Consider the following 15,945-nt stretch of genomic DNA (forward strand, 5'->3'; position numbering starts at 1 on the left):
GGTACGGCGCCCACGGGGGCAACCGGCCAGCCCCTCAGCGGTCGTCTGTGTCACGTCCCGGCGACCGATCTGCCGGGAATACCCCGGGACCGCCGTGACCACCGGGGCCGCTGTGACCACTGTGACCACTGTGACTCCCGTGGCCGTCGCGCCGGTCCTCCAGCTCCTTGAGCACGTCCTGGAGCTCGGAGCGGATCCAGTCACGGGTGGCGACCTCGCCCAGGCCCATGCGCAGGGCGGCGATCTCCCGGGTGAGGTACTCGGTGTCCGCGATCGACCGCTCGTTCTGCTTGCGGTCCTGTTCGAGGTTGACGCGGTCCCGGTCGTCCTGCCGGTTCTGCGCGAGCAGGATCAGGGGGGCCGCATACGACGCCTGGAGGGACAGCATCAGGGTCAGGAAGATGAACGGGTAGTTGTCGAAGCGCAGGTCGGAGGGGGCGGAGACGTTCCACACCACCCACAGGATGATGACGATCGTCATCCAGACGATGAACCGTCCGGTGCCCAGGAACCGCGCGATGCGCTCCGACAGCCGGCCGAACGCCTCCGGGTCCCATTCCGGCAGCAGCCGGCGGCGCGGCGCGCGCGGCTGGTCGAGCCGGGCGCGGGTGCGGGTGGAGGCGGTCGCGCCGGAGGGCGTCCGCTCGCGGGTGGCGTCGCGCTCAGGAACCATGCGGGGCCACCCCCTCGTCCTCGTCGGCCGGCTCCGACGGTTCCACCGGTTCCGCCGTCTCGCCGTCCAGGTGGAACTCCGTCTCCCGCCAGTCTTCGGGCAGCATGTGGTCGAGGACGTCGTCCACGGTGACCGCGCCGAGCAGCGACCCGGCCTCGTCGACCACGGGTGCCGCGACCATGTCGTACGTGGCGAAGAACCCGGCGACGACCGGCAGCTCGGCCTCCGGGTCGAGCGCCTGGAGGTCGTCGTCGAGCACCGCGCTGACCAGGGTGTACGGCGGTTCGCGCAGCAGCCGCTGGAAGTGCACGGTGCCCAGGTACTTGCCGGTGGGTGTCTCGTCGGGCGGGCGGCAGACGTAGACCTGGGCGGCGAGGGCGGGGGACAGGTCGGGGTTGCGCACCCGCGCGAGGGCGTCGGCGACGGTGGCGTCCGGGCGCAGCACGATCGGTTCGGTCGTCATCAGACCGCCGGCCGTGTGCTCCTCGTAGGACATCAGGCGCCGCATGTCGGCCGCGTCGGCGGGTTCCATCAGGCTCAGCAGCCGTTCCTGGTCGGCCGTGGGCAGTTCGGCGAGCAGGTCGGCCGCGTCGTCGGGGTCCATGGCCTCCAGGACGTCGGCGGCGCGTTCCTCCTTCAGCTTGCCGAGGATCTCGATCTGGTCGTCCTCGGGCAGCTCCTCCAGGACGTCGGCCAGCCGGTCGTCGTCGAGGGCGGCGGCGACCTCGGCCCGGCGTTTCGCGGAGAGGTGGTGCAGCACGTTGGCGAGGTCGGCGGGGCGCAGTTGCTCGAAGGTGGCGAGCAGACTCTCGGCGCCCTGTCCGTGCTCCTCCAGGGAGAACCCGGTGACCGCCGACCACTCGACGGTCAGCGTCTCGCCCCTGGCCCGGCGGAAGGCGCCGCCCTTCTTCCCCTTGCGCACGAAGACCCGGTCGATCTCCCAGTCCCGGCGGGCCGGCAACTGCTGCACCGACACGTCGAGCACGGTGACCTCCTCGCCGGTCTCGCCGAGCGTGACCCGCCGGTCGAGGAGTTCGCCGAAGACCAGCCGCTCGGTGGGCCGCTGCTCGAAGCGGCGGACGTTGAGCACCCCGGTGGTGATGACCTGTCCGGACTCGATGCTCGTCACCCGGGTCATGGGCAGGAAGATGCGGCGGCGCGTGGCGAGTTCGACGACGAGCCCGAGCAGCCGGGGTGGCCGGCGGCCGACGCGCAGCATGACGATCAGGTCCCGCACCCGGCCCACCTGGTCGCCGTTGGGATCGAAGACGGGCACGCCGGAGAGGTGCGAGACGAAGATCCGGGGGACACCGGCTGCCATGGCTGTGGTTCCCTGCTTCCTTTTGCCGACTGCGCTACCGCTGGGTTCCTTATCCGGATTGCCCGCTCCTGCGGGCTTCAGGCTAGCCCGTCCCGATCCAATACGCCCTGGTGAGCGGTCCGGACGGACTGGCTCCGTTCGCGCTCCCGGACCCCGGTACGCTGCCGTACGCCGCTCAGCACATCCCCGCAGAAAGGCAGCTCTCTCTGTGACTGCGATTCCCCAGAGCCGTACCCGCCGGGCCGCGCTGGTGAGCGCCGTGTGCGCACTGGCCGTGGGTCTGGGAGCGACGGGATGCAGCGAGGATCCGGACGCGGGCACGAACGGGGTCGGCAAGCTGCCCGCGAAGGAGATCCAGGCCCGCACCCAGAAGGCCGCGGGGTCCGTGGACACGGTCCGGCTGTCGGGGACCGTGGTCACCAGCGGGAAGACGTACAAGCTCGACATGCGGCTGAAGGCCGACGGGGGCAGCGGCTCGGTGACCGCCGAGGGCAGCACCTTCCATCTGCTGAAGGTCGACGACCAGCTCTTCCTGAAGGCCGACGCCGCGTTCTGGAAGCACGAGGACGGCAAGCCCGGCGCCGCGGACAAGGCGGCCGCCGACAAGCTCGACGGCAAGTACGTGAAGGTCCCGACGGGGGACCCCTCGTACAAGAAGTTCAGCGGCTTCACGGACAAGGACCTCCTCCTGGACGGTCTGCTGACCCTGCACGGTGCGGTGCGCACGGACGGGCACCACGAGCAGTCCGGGGTGCGCACCATCCGCATCACCGGTGACGGCGGTGACGGCGGCACCCTGGACGTCTCGCTGGAGGGCGAGCCCTATCCGTTGCGCCTGGTGCGCGGCGGCGGTGCCGGCACCCTGAGCTTCTCCTCCTGGGGCGAGGACTTCGCCCTGCGCGAGCCGGCGGAGGACGACACGGTGGACTACGGCAAGCAGTTGCCGTCGTCCTGACGGGCCCCGCCTACCGGGGCCGCCGTTTCCGCAGCAGCAGCTTCGGCAGTCCCGCGGGCATCGCCCGGCGGGTCGTGGCCGGTGACGGCACGGGGCGGGCCGCCAGATCGCCGTCGGGCGGCGGCAGCACCCGCCCGGTGGGCTCCAGGCGCAGCACCCGGCACTCGCGCGCCCACCGCCCGGGCATCGCCTCGCCGTCGTGCGCGTTGAGCCGCTTGCCCTTCAGCTCGGCGACGGCCGCCTCCCACGCGGGGGAGCCGGGCGTGAGCGCGACGACCCGCGCGGTCCAGGAGAGCAGCCGGCCGCCCTTGTCCTTGCTGCGCACGGTGACCTCGGCCGAGCCGCCGTCCTCCAGACCGGTCAGCGGCTGTTCGCCGGGGCCGTCGCCGACGACACAGGCCGCGCCCTCGTGCCACACGTGCCACAGCGCACGCGCCGCCGGGGCGCCGGCGCCCCGCACCCAGACGAGGCCGGACTTCTTGGTGGCCTCCTCGACGAGCGCCTGGTCGAGGAGGGCCGGGTCGAGCGGCTCGCTTGTCATGGCGTCCAGCCTATCCACGGCCCTCAGAGCCAGCCGTTGCGCTTGAGCGTGCGGTGGATGCCGACACACAGGCCCACCATCACCGACATCACCACGGGGTAGCCGAACTTCCAGTGCAGCTCGGGCATGTAGTCGAAGTTCATGCCGTACACCCCGCACACCATCGTCGGTACGGCGATGATGGCCGCCCAGGAGGTGATCTTGCGCATGTCCTCGTTCTGCGCGACGGACGCCTGCGCGAGGTTGGCCTGGAGGATCGAGTTGAGCAGCTCGTCGAAGCCGATGACCTGCTCCTGGACGCGGGCGACATGGTCGGCGACGTCCCGGAAGTACTTCTGGATGTCGGGGTCGATCAACCGCATGGGCCGCTCGCTCAGCAGTTGCATGGGGCGCAGCAGCGGGGAGACGGCCCGCTTGAACTCCAGCACCTCACGCTTGAGCTGGTAGATCCGGCCGGCGTCGGTACCGCGCGGGGTGCCCTTGCGGCCGGGCGAGAACACCTCGGTCTCGACCTCGTCGATGTCGTCCTGCACGGCGTCGGCGACCGCGATGTAGCCGTCGACGACATGGTCGGCGATGGCGTGCAGCACGGCCGAGGGGCCCTTGGCGAGCAGTTCGGGGTCGTCCTGGAGGCGGTGGCGCAGGGCGCGCAGCGAGCCCTGGCCGCCGTGCCGGACGGTGATGAAGAAGTCCTTGCCGGTGAAGCACATGACCTCACCGGTCTCCACGACCTCGCTGTTGGCGGTGAGCCGGTCGTGCTCGACGTAGTGGATCGTCTTGAACACGGTGAACAGCGAGTCGTCGTAGCGCTCCAGCTTGGGGCGCTGATGGGCCTGGACGGCGTCCTCCACGGCCAGCGGGTGCAGCCCGAACTCGCCCGCGATGCCCGAGAACTCACTCTCCGTCGGCTCGTGCAGCCCGATCCACACGAAGCCGCCGTCGCGCCGCACCTGGCGCATGGCCTCCTGCGGGGTCAGCGGCTGCGCGGACGCCACGCGCGCGCCGTGGCGGTAGACGGCGCAGTCGACGACGGCCGACGGGGTCGCGGGGTCGCGCGTGCTGTCGTACGGGCCGCTGTCCACGCGGACACCGCCCGCGGACGGGCGGGCGGGACGGACCACGGCTCGCAGGTCGCGGATCATCGACATGGCAGGGTCCTTCGCTTCGGGCAACGAAAGGCCGCTGTGACGGGTGGAACCACCCGGAATGAGGACGTTCTGACCGCAGGTGTTTGGCACGTCCACAAAGCGGGGAGCACCGCTTCGTCGCGGTGGCGGACTTCGCTGCTGATTCAGATCAGACAGATCAGGCAAAACGAGACGAAGTGCTCTTCCGCGTCCGACGCATCCGAGTGAAGACGTGCGCGAGAGGTGGCGACCAGCCGGAGAGATACCGGGGTGTCAGCGGCGGGAAGAGCGAGTGGTACTGCCCGGGTGACTTCGATCCATGACAGCCCCACCTCCTCCTGCCGGTCCCTCGTAAGGGAGTCCCATCGGCGCCGGGGCGAGATCACCGCGCCGTGTTCCGCGCTGCCCCGAACGACCGGGCAAGAGTATCAGCCGACTGAAGTGTCAAGGCGCTGCTTTGCCCGGTGCTGACGAGTTCTATGCTCGCCGCATGGCTGATGTTCTTCCTCTCGTCGAGGCCCGGCTGCGTACCGCGCTGGGTGAGCCGGACGCCCGCGCCGCGGTCACCTTCCTGGGCACGGACCGTATCGAGGTGCTCCGCTTCCAGGAGGGCGACATCGTCCGCTACGCCACGCTCGGCATGTCCGCGCAGCCCATGGCGGACCCCACCGCGATGCTCGCCGATCCGGAACGCGGGCCGCGCGCGGAGCTGGTGCTCTCCGTCCGCGGCGGCCGCGCCGAGACCGGCAAGGTGCTCCGCCCGCTCGCCGTGCTCGCCGCGTCCCCGCAGGTCGAGGGGGTGGTGGTGGCCCCCGGCGCCTCCCTCGACGTCGGTGAACCCCTATGGCCCGGCGCCCCGTTCAGCTCGGTGCTGGTCGCCGAGCCGGGCGGTCTGGTGGAGGACCTGGAGCTGGACGCCCCGCTCGACCCGGTCCGCTTCCTGCCGCTGCTCCCCATGACCCCGAACGAGGCCGCCTGGAAGCGGGTGCACGGCGCCCAGGCGCTCCAGGAGCGGTGGCTGACGCACGGGACGGATCTGCGCGACCCGTCCCGCAGATCCGTCCCGCTGGACTGACGTCCCGGCGGCCGGGGAGTGACTGACGTCACCAACTCGCCCTCGGCGGACGTCAGTCGGCGAAGACCGCCACCCCGTCCTCGGCCGCGTGCCGCGGCTCCAGCTCCTCCACCTCGCGCACAAGTGCCCCGCGCCGTACGGCGACCACGGCCGCGCCGGCGACCGCGGTGACCGCCGCGACGACGAACGGCACGTGCACATCGGTCCATTCCTCGATCCGCGGAGCGAAATAGGGCGCGGCCGCCGCGGCGAACCAGCGCACGAAGTTGTAGCCGGCGCTGGCCACCGGACGCGGGGCGTCGGACACGCCGAGCGCCAACTCCGTGTAGACGGTGTTGTTCACGCCGATGAACGCGCCGGACAGGATCGTGCAGACGACCGCCGTGCCGTGGTCGCCGTACCCGAGGACCAGGACGTCGGCCGCGAGCAGCAGCAGTGAGCCGCCGAGCACCTTCAGCGAGCCGAACCGCCGCTGGAGACGCGGTGCCACGACCACCGAGAACACCGCGAGCAGCACACCCCAGGCGAAGAACACGGCGCCCGACCGGTACGGGCTCATGTCCAGCACGAACGGCGTGAAGGCCAGCACGGTGAAGAACGTGTAGTTGTAGAAGAACGCCGAGGCCGCGACCGAGGCGAGCCCGCCGTGGCCGAGCGCCTTGAGCGGGTCGAGCAGCGCGGTCCTGCGGGCCGGCCGCGGCTGTTCCTTGAGGAACGCCGTGATGCACAGGAAGCCGACCGCCATCAGCGCCGCGGTGCCGAAGAACGGGTAGCGCCAGCTCGCGTCGCCGAGCAGTGCGCCCAGCAGGGGTCCGCAGGCCATGCCGAGGCCGAGGGCGGACTCGTAGAGCAGGATGGCGGCCGCGCTGCCGCCGGCCGCCGCGCCGACGATGACGGCGAGCGCGGTCGACACGAACAGGGCGTTGCCGAGGCCCCAGCCCGCGCGGAAGCCGACGAGTTCGGCGACCGAGTCAGAGGTGCCCGACAGGCCCGCGAAGACCACCACCAGGGCGAGTCCCAGCAGCAGGGTGCGACGGCCGCCGATGCGGCTGGAGACCCAGCCGGTCACCAGCATGGCGAACGCGGTGATCAGGAAGTACGAGGTGAAGAGCAGGGAGACCTGGCCGGGGGTGGCGCTGAGTCCCTGCGCGATCGACGGCAGGATCGGGTCGACCAGTCCGATGCCCATGAAGGCGACGACGGACGCGCCGGCCGTCGCCCACACCGCCTTGGGCTGCCGCAGCAGGCCGCCCGCTCCGGTGTCGAGGGGGTCCGTGCGTTGCATGCGTACTCCGGTCCTCGAGAGAAGGTTGGTATATACACACGATAAGTTAGATCAGCTAATTAATGCAAGCTACATCTAAATCGGCGGGGTGGCCGGAAGTGAACCTCTTCCGTCCGGACGGGTGATCGTCCTTGACGTGAGCGGGCTCGGGTAGGACCGTGGGGCTCTATGAGGGGCGAACCCAGTTGCCCGAAGTGTGGTGGCCGGGTCAGGGCTCCCGGACTCTTCTCCGACTCCTGGCAGTGCGATGTGCACGGGACGGTGCATCCACTCCAGCCCGTGATCCCGCCCAGCGTCGAGGCCCTCAGCGTCGTGGTGCACCGCACCCAGGTGCCCGTGTGGATGCCCTGGCCGCTGCCGGTGGGCTGGCTCTTCACGGGTGTCACCTACGCCGGTGACGACCGCAGCGGCGGCCGCGCCACCGCCGTGGCCTGTTCCGGACCCGGACCGCTCGGCGGCATGGGCGAGCTGATCCTCGTCGCCGAGGAACTGGGCGTCGGCCTCGGCGCCTGGTACGCGGGCGTCGACGGCCCGGACCCGGGGCCGTACATGAGCGTCGAGAAACCGCCGCAGGCCAAGGTGCTCGCCGCCGGTCGGCCCACCCCGCTGTGGCACGTCTCCGCGACACCGGACGACCGCGCCGTCTTCGCCGGCGAGGCCCGCGGGCTATGGCTGTGGGCGGTGGTCTGGCCCGAGCAGTCCGGACTGCTGATGTACGACGAGCTGGTGCTCACCGACCTGCGGGACGCGGGGGCGGAGGTGGACCTGGTGCCCTGCGGGGCGCTGTCGCCGCGCCTGCTCAAGCCGTAGCCGGCCGCCGCGCGGGGCAGGCGTGTGTAGGGGGTGACCCCGGGTTTCGGGTGTGACATCCGGCGTCCGGATTGCCGTTATGCTGAATCGTCCCCTCCGTCCCGTCCCCGCTGGGAGCCCGCGTGCGCATCGATCTGCACTGCCACTCCACGGCCTCCGACGGTACGGACACCCCGGCCGAGCTGGTGCGTCACGCGTCCGCCGCCGGACTCGACGTGGTGGCGCTGACCGATCACGACACCACCCGCGGGCACGCGCAGGCGATCGCCGCGCTGCCGGCCGGACTGACCCTGGTCACCGGAGCCGAGCTGTCCTGCCGGATCGACGGCGTCTCGATGCACCTGCTGGCCTACCTCTTCGACCCCGAGGAGCCCGCGCTGCTCGCCGAGCGGGAGCTGGTGCGCGACGACCGCGTGCCGCGCGCCCGGGGCATGGTCGCCCGGCTCCAGGAGCTGGGCGTGCCGGTCACCTGGGAGCAGGTGGCGCGGATCGCGGGGGACGGGTCCGTCGGACGGCCGCACGTCGCCACCGCGCTGGTCGAGCTGGGCGTGGTGCCGACCGTGAGCGACGCGTTCACCGAGCACTGGCTCGCCGACGGCGGCCGGGCCTATGTGCCCAAGCACGAGACCGACCCGTTCGAGGCGATCCGGCTGGTCAAGGGCGCGGGCGGGGTCACCGTCTTCGCGCACCCGGGCGCGAGCAAGCGCGGCCGCACGGTGCCGGAGCCGGCGATCGCCGAGCTGGCCGCCGCCGGGCTCGACGGCATCGAGGTCGACCACATGGACCACGACGACGCCACGCGCGCGCGGCTGCGGGGGCTGGCCGCCGATCTGGGGCTGCTGGTCACCGGCTCCTCGGACTACCACGGCAGCCGCAAGACCTGTGTGCTCGGCGAGTACACCACCGACCCCGAGGTCTACGGGGAGATCACCCGGCGCGCGACCGGGGCGTTCCCGGTGCCCGGGACCGGCGGAGCCTGAGCCTCACCTCGGCGTCCCCCTTCACCCTCTTTCGGCAAGGCTCTAGTACTGATGTTCGACGTCGCCGTCTTCGGCTCACTCTTCCTGACCCTCTTCGTCATCATGGATCCCCCCGGGATCACCCCGATCTTCCTCGCGCTGACCTCCGGGCGCCCCGTCAAGGTGCAGAAGCGGATGGCCTTCCAGGCCGTGTGCGTGGCCGGCGGTGTCATCGCCGTCTTCGGGCTCCTGGGCCACCAGATCCTGGACTATCTGCACGTCTCCGTGCCCGCGCTGATGATCGCGGGCGGGCTGCTGCTCCTGCTGATCGCGCTCGACCTGCTCACCGGCAAGACCGACGAGCCGAAGCAGACCAAGGACGTGAACGTGGCGCTCGTCCCGCTGGGCATGCCCCTGCTGGCCGGTCCCGGCGCGATCGTGTCCGTCATCCTGGCCGTGCAGAAGGCCGACAGCGTCGCCACGCAGGTGTCGGTGTGGATGGCGATCCTCGCCATCCATGTCGTGCTGTGGCTGGTGATGCGCTACTCGCTGCTGATCATCCGCGTCATCAAGGACGGCGGCGTGGTCCTGGTGACCCGGCTCGCGGGCATGATGCTCTCCGCGATCGCCGTGCAGCAGATCATCAACGGCGTCACCCAGGTGATCCAGGGGAGCTGACCGGCGGCCCCGGCACGCGCAGAGCCCCGCACGGCGACGGTCGCCGTGCGGGGCTCTGAAGTGTGATGTGCCGACGGGCTCGTGACTACGAGGCCGTGGAGTCGGCCGGACGGATCCACAGCCGCTGCCCGATGGCGGCGGCCTGCTGAACGATCCGGTTGACGGAGGCGGCGTCCACGACAGTGCTGTCCACGGGCGTGCCGTCGACATCGTCGAGTCGCATGATCTCGAAGCGCATGTGGCTTCTCCCTTCGTCTGGTCATCCTCCCCGGAGGATTACTCGCTGCATACGTTGCTACAAGGGAGTCAACGGGGTGCGTGTTACAAACATTCCCTACGCTAAAGAAATTTTTCGAACGACTAATTACTGACCAGTAAGGGATGACATCCGGAGACTGAATGGGATCGGTTGTGTTCATTGCGTGACCGCCGAGACAATGGACGCGATGAACGACGACCACGCAGCCCTCGCCGCGCGCATCGACCGCACGAACGAACTCCTCCAGCGCATGCTCGCCGAGGTGGCCAAGACGCCCTCGACGCACGCGATCTTCGTCGACGCGGGATACCTCTACGCGGCCGCCGGGCGGCTGATCGCCGGCACCGAGGACCGCAGGGCGTTCGACCTCGACGCCGAGGGGCTCATCGAGGCGCTCATCGACCGCGCCCGCACGATCTTCGCGGACAGCAGACTGCTGCGCGTCTACTGGTACGACGGCGCCCGCCGCCGCATCCACACCGCCGAGCAGCAGTCCATCGCCGAACTGCCCGACGTGAAGGTGCGGTTGGGCAATCTCAACGCCAACAACCAGCAGAAGGGCGTCGACTCGCTGATCCGCACCGACCTGGAGTCCCTCGCCCGGCACCGCGCCATCAGCGACGCGGCGCTCCTCGGCGGCGACGAGGACCTCGTCTCGGCCGTGGAGGCCGCCCAGGGGTACGGCGCCCGCGTCCACCTCTGGGGCATCGAGGCCCCCGAGGGCCGCAACCAGGCCGAGCCCCTGCTCTGGGAGGTCGACAGCCAGCGCACCTTCGACCTCGACTTCTTCAAGCCGTACGTCTCCCGCCGCACCGCCCAGCCCTACGACTCGGGCGGCGGCACCCGGCCCAGCCGCGAGGACGTCCGGTTCGTCGGCGCGCAGATCGCCGCGAAGTGGCTCGCGGCGCGCGGCCGTGAGGCCCTCGTCGAACTGCTGCCGGGCCACCCCTATCTGCCCGGCTCCGTCGACCAGGACCTCCTGGTGGAGGCCGAGGGGCTGCTCCAGTACTCCCTGCGCGGCCAGGCCGACCTGCGGCGCGCCCTGCGGGACGGCTTCTGGGAGCACGTGCAGACGCAGTACTAGCCCCGGGGGCCGGATCCGTCCGTGGGCAGGCCGTCCCAGAAGTCCGCGAGGGCGAAGGCCGTCGGCTCGGGGCGGTCCAGGTTCGGCGAGTGCTCGGCGCCCGGGATCACACTGCGGTGCGCGCCCAGCCGTACGGCCATCTCGTCCAGCACGGTCACCGGCCAGGTGTCGTCACGGGCACCCGACAGCACGTGGAACGGCAGCGGTACGGCCGCCAGCTCCGCCACCCGGTCCGGCTCGGTGCACAACTCGCGTCCGGTGGCGAGCAGTTGGGCGGGCTTGTGGTTCAGCCAGCGCAGCCGCATCTGCTCCACGGAGCCGAAGCCGCGGGCCGGGCCGCCGACCTCCTCGGGCGGACCCATCGCCAGGATCGCCTCCCACACCTGCGGCATCGACATCCCCGCGAGCGCGTCGTGCAGCAGCTTCACGCGCAGTTTCTGGGACTCGGAGATCTCGGCCGGGCCCGAGGCGAGGAGCGTGAACGACACGAAGGGGGAGTGGTCGAGCAGGACCGCGGCCCGCGCGATCTGCCCGCCGAGCGAATGCCCGACCAGATGCAGCGGAGTGCCGAGGGCGGCCGCCTGGGCGAGCACGTCCCGCGCCAACTCCGCGCGGGAGTACGGGGACTGGTCCTCGGCCGGACCGTCGCTCTCGTTCTGCCCGCGCCCGTCCACGGCCACGGCCCGGTAGCCGCGCGCGGCCAGCGGCCCGTGCAGGAGGTGGAAGTCCTCCTTGCTGCCGGTGAAGCCGGGCAGCAGCAGCGCGACACCCCGCGGCTCGACACCGGCGGCTGCGGGCGAGTCCACGACGGCGAACGCGCCCCGCGCGGTCGACAGCGCGTACGCGCGGGCACCGGGGGGCGGCGGGAACGGGGAGGAGGCGGCGGAGGTGCTGGTCGGCCTGGTCACGTGCCGAGGCTACCGGGCGCCGGGGCGGAGGCGGGGGTGCGGGTGCGGTGCGGACGCCGAAGGCCCGGCTCCTCCGAGGGGAGGGGCCGGGCCTTCGGCGGTACTGCGGGCCGGTCAGCCGTCCGTGGACTCCGCGGCGGCCGTCGCCTTACGGGTGCGGCGCACCCTCGGCTTGGGCTCCGCGGCGGCCTCCGCCGCCTCGGCGGGCGCCGCGGCCGCGGTCTTGCGGGTGCGGCGCGGCTTGGTCTCCGCCTCCGCCTCCTGCGTGGCCTGGGCCGGGATCTCGGCGGTGGCCGTGGCGGCGGCCGCGGTCTTACGGGTCCGGCGGGGCTTGGCCACCGGCTCCGTGCCGTCCGCGGTCTCGACGGCCGTCTCCGCGGCGGCAGCCGTCTTCCGGGTGCGGCGCGGCTTGGCCGCGGGCTCCGCGCCCTCGACGGTGTCGACCGCGGCCGTGGCCGCCGTCTTGCGCGTACGGCGCGGCTTGGCCTCGGTCGCCTCGACGGTGTCGACGACGGCCTCGGCGGCAGCGGCCGCGGTCTTGCGGGTGCGCCGGGGCTTGGCCTCGGTCACCTCGGCGGGGGCCTCCGCGGGGGCGGCGGCCGCCTTGCGGGTGCGGCGCGGCTTGGACTCCGCCTCCGCGTCCTGCGTGCTCTGCGCCGGGATCTCCGCCGTCTCCGGGGCCGCGACGGCCTTACGGGTGGTGCGGCGGCGCGGCTTGGCCTCGGTGGCCTCGACGGTGTCGAGGACTGCCTCGGCGGTCTCCGCCGCGGCCTTGGGGGCGGCCGTCTTGCGGGTGCGGCGCGGCTTGGTCTCCGCGGCGACCTCGACGGTCTCCGGGACCTCCGGGGTCTCGACGACCGTCGCGGCCTCGGCCGGAACCGTCGCCTTGCGGGTGCGGCGGCGCGGCGCGGCCGTGACGGCCTCCGGCGCGGCGACCGTGTCGACGGCCGTCTCGGCGGCGGTCGGTTCGGTGACGACCGGCTCGGTGACGACTGGCTCGGTGGTGACCGTCTCGGTGACGACCGGCTGCTCCGCCGGTGCGCTCTCCGCGCTCCTGCGGGTGCGGCGGCGACGCGGCTTCGCCGGCGCCTCGGCGGCCTCCGGGGTGTCGAGGGCGGGGCCCTCCGCCGTCGCCACGGCGGCTTCGGCGGCCTCGGGCGCGGCCGTCACCGCGACGGCGGCCTCGGAGCCCGCTCCGCCCCGGGTACGGCGCCGGCGGCGCGGGGTGCGCGGGCCGGCCTCCTCCGCCTCGGGCGCCGGATCGGCGGCGGGCACCGGCGAGTTGACCTGCTCCGGCGCGCCGTCCAGGACCGCTCCGCCGCGCGTACGGCGTCGGCGGCGCGGGGTGCGGGCCGGGCGCTCACGGTCCTCGGACCGCTCGGCGGGACGGGACTCGCCCCGGCCGCCGCGCTCGCTCCGGCCACCGCGGCCGCCGCGCGCACCGCGGCCGCCCGGCTCGCCGAGGTCCTCCAGCTCCTCCGCGTCGAGCCCGGCGCGCGTGCGCTCCGAGCGCGGCAGGACACCCTTGGTGCCCGCGGGGATGTTCATCTCCTCGTAGAAGTGCGGGGAGGTGGAGTACGTCTCCGGCGGGTCGTTGAAGGACAGTTCCAGCGCCTTGTTGATGAGCTGCCAGCGCGGGATGTCGTCCCAGTCGACCAGGGTGATCGCGATGCCCTTCGCACCCGCGCGGCCGGTACGGCCGATGCGGTGCAGGTACGTCTTCTCGTCCTCGGGCGTCTGGTAGTTGACGACGTGGGTGACACCCTCGACGTCGATACCGCGCGCGGCGACGTCGGTGCAGACGAGGACGTCCACCTTGCCGTTGCGGAAGGCGCGCAGGGCCTGCTCGCGGGCGCCCTGGCCGAGGTCGCCGTGGACCGCGCCGGAGGCGAAGCCGCGCTGCTTGAGCTGGTCGGCGAGGTCGGCCGCGGTGCGCTTGGTGCGGCAGAAGATCATGGCGAGGCCACGGCCCTCCGCCTGCAGGATGCGCGCGACCATCTCGGGCTTGTCCATGTTGTGCGCGCGGTACACGTGCTGCGAGGTGTTCGCGACGGTCGCGCCCTCGTCGTCCGGCGCGGTGGCGCGGATGTGCGTGGGCTGCGACATGTAGCGGCGGGCGAGACCGATGACGGCGCCCGGCATGGTCGCCGAGAACAGCATGGTCTGGCGGCGGGCCGGCAGCAGGTTGATGATCTTCTCGACGTCGGGCAGGAAGCCCAGGTCGAGCATCTCGTCGGCCTCGTCGAGGACGAGTGAGCGGATGTGCTTGAGGTCGAGCTTCTTCTGGCCCGCGAGGTCCAGCAGCCGGCCGGGGGTGCCGACGACGACGTCGACGCCCTTCTTCAGGGCCTCGACCTGGGGCTCGTAGGCGCGGCCGCCGTAGATCGCCAGCACGCGTACGTTGCGGACCTTGCCGGCGGTCAGCAGGTCGTTGGTGACCTGCGTGCACAGCTCGCGCGTGGGGACGACGACGAGCGCCTGCGGGGCGTCGGTGAGGTCCTCGGGCTTCGCGCGGCCGGCCTCGACGTCGGCGGGGACGGTCACCCGCTCCAGGAGCGGCAGGCCGAAGCCGAGCGTCTTGCCGGTGCCGGTCTTGGCCTGGCCGATGACGTCCGTGCCCGACAGGGCCACGGGGAGCGTCATCTCCTGGATGGGGAAGGGGGTGATGATGCCGACGGCCTCCAGGGCCTCGGCGGTCTCGGGAAGGATTCCGAGCTCTCGGAACGTCGTAGTCAGGGTGCTGCCTCTTCTGTGTACGCGGTGCGAGGCGAGCGCGGGGGTCGTGTGACGGACCGTGCCGGGGACGTCGGCCGCCGTACGGGCGTGCCGTGAAAGGCAAGCCGTATGACACGGGACCACTGCCGACGCTCTAGCTCTCGTACCGCTGAGGGGTTCCCTCCGGTGGTCGTACGCGATGTGCCGTACGGTCGGGGAGGGCTGTCGGGTCGGAGCCGATCGGGCCACCGACCGGGCATCCTCATACGTGCGGCCCGTCGAATATTCGGCAGGCGCATTACCACCATACCCCGGATTCGCGCACACGCGATGGCCGATTCGGTCACGTTGTGGTTGTCACAGTGTCGGGACCGGTCGGTCGCGTCGTCGTGGCCACGCGGATTGACCAGGGACTTCCGCTGTGCGACGGGCGGGCTATTGTGCGCTTCATGACGACCCCTGACAAGCCTGACCACGTGTCCGACGAGCCCGCCGAGTCCGCCGCGCCCACGGGCATCGCCGCCCAGGACTGGGCGCGGGCGTCCGCCGACCCGCAGTACCGGGCCGCGGTCGTGGATCTGCTCGGCGCCCTCGCGTACGGCGAGCTGGCGGCGTTCGAGCGGCTCGCGGAGGACGCCAAGCTGGCGCCCACGCTGGAGGACAAGGCCGAGCTGGCGAAGATGGCGTCGGCCGAGTTCCACCACTTCGAGCGGCTGCGCGACCGGCTCACCGAGATCGGCGAGCAGCCGACCCTCGCGATGGAGCCGTTCGTGGCCGCGCTCGACGGCTTCCACAAGCAGACGGCCCCCTCGGACTGGCTGGAGGGCTTGGTCAAGGCGTACGTCGGCGACTCGATCGCCAGCGACTTCTACCGTGAGGTCGCGGTGCGTCTGGACACCGACAGCCGCGCCCTGGTCCTCGCCGTGCTCGACGACACCGGGCACGCGGGCTTCGCCGTGGACCGGGTGCGTGCCGCGATCGACGCCGACCCGCGCGTGGGCGGCAGGCTCGCTCTGTGGGCGCGGCGGCTGATGGGCGAGGCGCTGTCGCAGTCGCAGCGCGTGGTCGCGGACCGGGACGCGCTGTCGACGATGCTCGTGGGCGGAGTCGCGGACGGCTTCGACCTCGCCGAGGTCGGCCGGATGTTCTCCCGGATCACCGAGGCGCACACCAAGCGGATGGCGGCGCTGGGGCTGGCGGCCTGAGCGGTTCCCGGCCGGTCCCTCCGCGGCTCTTCCGGCCCCGTCGGGGGCGTCAGACCCGCGCGGGGGCTGATCGCCGGCGGAAGTGTCCGGCCGGGCGCACCAGCAGGGACAGGGACGCGGCGGAGACGACCGCCGCTCCCACCAGACTCACGAGGACGGTGCCGGGGCCCAGCGCGCTGTGGGTGACGAAATCACCGAACAGGGCTCCGGCGACGCCCGTGGCGAGGACGAGGGCGCGCAGCGGCAGTCGGTGCGACAGGCGGTGCAGCGCCGCCCAGGCGAGGGCGAGACCGAGCACAGCGGAGCCGAGCGCTTCCAAGATCATGTGGGGGTCCCTCCAGGACAGCGGG

General features: G+C 72.1%; 16 protein-coding genes. 7 read left to right on the forward strand and 9 right to left on the reverse strand.

The window, feature by feature from the left end; translation table 11 throughout:
* Positions 1-34: 34 nt before the first annotated feature.
* Positions 35-673, reverse strand: coding sequence for a DUF1003 domain-containing protein (locus AFM16_RS25540; RefSeq protein WP_078634732.1), 639 nt, complete (start codon positions 671-673; stop codon positions 35-37).
* Complete coding sequence (locus AFM16_RS25545; protein ID WP_051780301.1) at positions 663-1,994, reverse strand: magnesium transporter MgtE N-terminal domain-containing protein; 1,332 nt, start codon at positions 1,992-1,994, stop codon at positions 663-665. Before AFM16_RS25545 ends, AFM16_RS25540 begins: the two co-directional genes overlap by 11 nt.
* Before the next feature lie 208 nt (positions 1,995-2,202).
* Here AFM16_RS25545 and AFM16_RS25550 point away from each other — a divergent pair, with 208 nt between their 5' ends.
* Positions 2,203-2,949 carry a hypothetical protein gene (locus AFM16_RS25550; RefSeq protein WP_030783981.1) on the forward strand — a complete coding sequence of 249 codons (747 nt, stop codon included), beginning with the start codon at positions 2,203-2,205 and terminating at the stop codon, positions 2,947-2,949.
* A 10-nt stretch (positions 2,950-2,959) separates the two neighbouring features.
* Here the strand turns inward: AFM16_RS25550 and AFM16_RS25555 are convergent, their stop codons facing one another.
* Together AFM16_RS25555 and AFM16_RS25560 are read right to left on the reverse strand one after the other, a co-directional pair.
* A complete protein-coding gene (locus AFM16_RS25555; protein WP_078634733.1) occupies positions 2,960-3,490 on the reverse strand; it encodes a hypothetical protein in 531 nt (176 codons plus the stop codon).
* A 23-nt stretch (positions 3,491-3,513) separates the two neighbouring features.
* Positions 3,514-4,638 (reverse strand): magnesium and cobalt transport protein CorA, encoded by a 1,125-nt coding sequence (locus AFM16_RS25560; RefSeq protein ID WP_030783986.1) that lies wholly within the window; start codon positions 4,636-4,638, stop codon positions 3,514-3,516.
* A 469-nt stretch (positions 4,639-5,107) separates the two neighbouring features.
* Here AFM16_RS25560 and AFM16_RS25565 point away from each other — a divergent pair, with 469 nt between their 5' ends.
* Positions 5,108-5,692 (forward strand): suppressor of fused domain protein, encoded by a 585-nt coding sequence (locus AFM16_RS25565; RefSeq protein ID WP_030783988.1) that lies wholly within the window; start codon positions 5,108-5,110, stop codon positions 5,690-5,692.
* Between the two features lie 52 nt (positions 5,693-5,744).
* Here the strand turns inward: AFM16_RS25565 and AFM16_RS25570 are convergent, their stop codons facing one another.
* Positions 5,745-6,977 (reverse strand): MFS transporter, encoded by a 1,233-nt coding sequence (locus AFM16_RS25570; protein WP_078634734.1) that lies wholly within the window; start codon positions 6,975-6,977, stop codon positions 5,745-5,747.
* Between the two features lie 168 nt (positions 6,978-7,145).
* On the opposite strand from AFM16_RS25570, the gene AFM16_RS25575 reads away from it, so the two are divergent.
* The 3 genes from AFM16_RS25575 (at position 7,146) to AFM16_RS25585 (ending at position 9,424) form a co-directional block, all read left to right on the forward strand.
* A complete protein-coding gene (locus AFM16_RS25575) occupies positions 7,146-7,787 on the forward strand; it encodes a DUF6758 family protein (RefSeq protein WP_037874931.1) in 642 nt (213 codons plus the stop codon).
* A gap of 122 nt (positions 7,788-7,909) precedes the next feature.
* Positions 7,910-8,767 (forward strand): PHP domain-containing protein, encoded by an 858-nt coding sequence (locus AFM16_RS25580; protein ID WP_078634735.1) that lies wholly within the window; start codon positions 7,910-7,912, stop codon positions 8,765-8,767.
* 51 nt (positions 8,768-8,818) lie between these two features.
* Positions 8,819-9,424 carry a MarC family protein gene (locus AFM16_RS25585; RefSeq protein ID WP_078634736.1) on the forward strand — a complete coding sequence of 202 codons (606 nt, stop codon included), beginning with the start codon at positions 8,819-8,821 and terminating at the stop codon, positions 9,422-9,424.
* 85 nt (positions 9,425-9,509) lie between these two features.
* Here the strand turns inward: AFM16_RS25585 and AFM16_RS38680 are convergent, their stop codons facing one another.
* Positions 9,510-9,662: a DUF8834 family protein gene (locus AFM16_RS38680; RefSeq protein WP_106983652.1), complete on the reverse strand. Its 153-nt coding sequence runs from the start codon at positions 9,660-9,662 to the stop codon at positions 9,510-9,512.
* Between the two features lie 199 nt (positions 9,663-9,861).
* Here AFM16_RS38680 and AFM16_RS25590 point away from each other — a divergent pair, with 199 nt between their 5' ends.
* On the forward strand, positions 9,862-10,767 hold the full coding sequence (locus AFM16_RS25590) for an NYN domain-containing protein (RefSeq protein WP_030784000.1): 906 nt from the start codon (positions 9,862-9,864) through the stop codon (positions 10,765-10,767).
* Here AFM16_RS25590 and AFM16_RS25595 read toward each other — a convergent pair.
* Both AFM16_RS25595 and AFM16_RS25600 read right to left on the reverse strand, forming a co-directional pair.
* Complete coding sequence (locus AFM16_RS25595) at positions 10,764-11,675, reverse strand: alpha/beta fold hydrolase (protein ID WP_078634737.1); 912 nt, start codon at positions 11,673-11,675, stop codon at positions 10,764-10,766. The genes AFM16_RS25590 and AFM16_RS25595 overlap by 4 nt on opposite strands.
* Before the next feature lie 114 nt (positions 11,676-11,789).
* Positions 11,790-14,318, reverse strand: a complete 2,529-nt coding sequence (locus AFM16_RS25600) for a DEAD/DEAH box helicase (protein WP_107419152.1) — start codon at positions 14,316-14,318, stop codon at positions 11,790-11,792.
* Positions 14,319-14,830: 512 nt separating this feature from the next.
* Between AFM16_RS25600 and AFM16_RS25605 the strand changes: the two genes are divergently transcribed.
* Positions 14,831-15,595 carry a ferritin-like fold-containing protein gene (locus tag AFM16_RS25605; protein WP_078634739.1) on the forward strand — a complete coding sequence of 255 codons (765 nt, stop codon included), beginning with the start codon at positions 14,831-14,833 and terminating at the stop codon, positions 15,593-15,595.
* A gap of 49 nt (positions 15,596-15,644) precedes the next feature.
* Here the strand turns inward: AFM16_RS25605 and AFM16_RS25610 are convergent, their stop codons facing one another.
* The gene (locus tag AFM16_RS25610) at positions 15,645-15,920 is read right to left on the reverse strand and encodes a hypothetical protein (RefSeq protein WP_030784013.1); all 276 of its coding nucleotides are present in this window, start codon (positions 15,918-15,920) and stop codon (positions 15,645-15,647) included.
* Between the last annotated feature and the right edge of the window lie 25 nt (positions 15,921-15,945).

The sequence above is a fragment of the Streptomyces antibioticus genome (assembly GCF_002019855.1).
GTDB classification, from domain to species: Bacteria; Actinomycetota; Actinomycetes; order Streptomycetales; family Streptomycetaceae; genus Streptomyces; species Streptomyces antibioticus_B.

Coding starts and splice junctions, on each gene's coding strand:
- AFM16_RS38680 (WP_106983652.1), bottom strand. CDS start 9,662: ATGCGCTTCGAGATCATGCGACTCGACGATGTCGACGGCACGCCCGTG.
- AFM16_RS25600 (WP_107419152.1), bottom strand. CDS start 14,318: ATGACGCTCCCCGTGGCCCTGTCGGGCACGGACGTCATCGGCCAGGCC.
- AFM16_RS25585 (WP_078634736.1), top strand. CDS start 8,819: ATGTTCGACGTCGCCGTCTTCGGCTCACTCTTCCTGACCCTCTTCGTC.
- AFM16_RS25545 (WP_051780301.1), bottom strand. CDS start 1,994: ATGGCAGCCGGTGTCCCCCGGATCTTCGTCTCGCACCTCTCCGGCGTG.
- AFM16_RS25575 (WP_037874931.1), top strand. CDS start 7,146: ATGAGGGGCGAACCCAGTTGCCCGAAGTGTGGTGGCCGGGTCAGGGCT.
- AFM16_RS25590 (WP_030784000.1), top strand. CDS start 9,862: ATGGACGCGATGAACGACGACCACGCAGCCCTCGCCGCGCGCATCGAC.
- AFM16_RS25570 (WP_078634734.1), bottom strand. CDS start 6,977: ATGCAACGCACGGACCCCCTCGACACCGGAGCGGGCGGCCTGCTGCGG.
- AFM16_RS25555 (WP_078634733.1), bottom strand. CDS start 3,490: ATGACAAGCGAGCCGCTCGACCCGGCCCTCCTCGACCAGGCGCTCGTC.
- AFM16_RS25540 (WP_078634732.1), bottom strand. CDS start 673: ATGGTTCCTGAGCGCGACGCCACCCGCGAGCGGACGCCCTCCGGCGCG.
- AFM16_RS25565 (WP_030783988.1), top strand. CDS start 5,108: ATGGCTGATGTTCTTCCTCTCGTCGAGGCCCGGCTGCGTACCGCGCTG.
- AFM16_RS25560 (WP_030783986.1), bottom strand. CDS start 4,638: ATGTCGATGATCCGCGACCTGCGAGCCGTGGTCCGTCCCGCCCGCCCG.
- AFM16_RS25610 (WP_030784013.1), bottom strand. CDS start 15,920: ATGATCTTGGAAGCGCTCGGCTCCGCTGTGCTCGGTCTCGCCCTCGCC.